Origin of the sequence: Anaeromassilibacillus sp. Marseille-P3371 (assembly GCF_900169665.1) — a bacterium.
Classification (GTDB): domain Bacteria; phylum Bacillota; class Clostridia; order Oscillospirales; family Acutalibacteraceae; genus Anaeromassilibacillus.
This window is the reverse complement of sequence record NZ_LT835157.1, coordinates 2,638,978-2,639,861: the sequence shown is the minus strand read 5'-3', so window position 1 is coordinate 2,639,861 and position 884 is coordinate 2,638,978. Positions and strand designations below refer to the sequence as shown.

Sequence of the window (884 nt, the reverse complement as noted above, 5' to 3'; positions counted from 1 at the left end):
CAGTTGTTGACCGTACAGTGGAGCAGCAATGCAGCGGTGGAAGTGGAAGGAAATGCAGATGTGGTGATCTCCACGGATGCAATCTACGGCGCGAAAGTGATGCCGGGCGAAGATCTGACCTTTACCTTCACCCCGACCGACGGCGCATTTGCCAGTGCACAGCTCAACGGAGAGGACATCCCGTTTGAGGCAAACGGCTTTACGTACACCTACACGATGCCGAATGAGAGCGCGCGCCTGCGCTTTACCTTTACGAAGGTGGACAAGGACATCTTGAAGATTGTCCTGGATGAGGCGAACAACGTTACACAGGAGGACATCGACCGGCTGGTACCGGAAGTACGGGAACTCTTTGTGAATGCCCGGACCAACGCGCAGGAGGTCTATGACGATCCAGCCGCAACCCAGGAAGAGGTCAACAAGGCCTGGGACGAGCTGCTAAAAGCGATGCACCTGTTGGAATTCGAGGAAGGCGACAAGGAAGTGCTGCTGCCGTTGATTGAAATCGCAGAGCAGTTGGCGGAGAAGTTGGATGCATTCAAGCCGAGCAGCACGGAGGGCTTCGAGGAAGCGCTGAGTGAGGCAAAGGACGTCTATGCGGAAGAGAACCCGCTGAAGGCGGAAGTGGACAAGGCATATGAGAACTTGCAGAAGGCGATTGAAAATCTGAAATACCGTGCAGACCTGTCGGCGCTCCAGACCGTGGTGGATGAAGCGAATAGCCTGGATATGGACAGTTATATCCAGGACGAGGCATTCCAGACCTTTAATGGAGTGCTGGAAGATGCAGAGACGATGCTTGGGAATCCGGAGGCCGGACAGGAAGAAGTGGATGCAATGGCGCAGAAGCTTGCGGAAGCAATGGCAGCCCTGCGGAAGATCCC

At 55.2% G+C, this 884-nt stretch carries 1 pseudogene; it reads left to right on the top strand.

Annotated elements, in window-relative coordinates:
- Window positions 1-884, top strand: a pseudogene (locus B9Y59_RS15845) (FIVAR domain-containing protein); the annotation flags it as partial.